Raw genomic sequence first — 230 nt, 5'->3', positions numbered from 1 at the left:
GGGCAGCCCGGCGCCGCCGTACCGCTTGGTCACCTCGTGGCCGAGGATCGTGCCGACGGTGCGGTTGACGTTGCGGATCTCGACCTGCGCCCGCACCGGCTCGCCGCGCGCGAGCGCGGCCTCGGCCAGCGGGACGAGCGTGGTGACGTCGAGCGCCTTCTCCAGCCCGTGGTCCTGGCTGGTGGTGTTGCGCAGCGACGCCCCCTCGGGCAGCTCGGGCACGTGCAGGA

The 230-nt window shown here is 74.8% G+C and carries 1 protein-coding gene; it reads right to left on the bottom strand.

The window, feature by feature from the left end; translation table 11 throughout:
- Window positions 1-230 (bottom strand): GltB/FmdC/FwdC-like GXGXG domain-containing protein (locus tag QWY28_RS23935; protein ID WP_300955392.1); only part of this gene is annotated, 230 nt, incomplete at both ends.

It is taken from the genome of Nocardioides oceani (assembly GCF_030412965.1).
GTDB classification, from domain to species: domain Bacteria; phylum Actinomycetota; class Actinomycetes; order Propionibacteriales; family Nocardioidaceae; genus Nocardioides; species Nocardioides oceani.
This window is presented reverse-complemented; position numbering and strand designations above follow the sequence as displayed.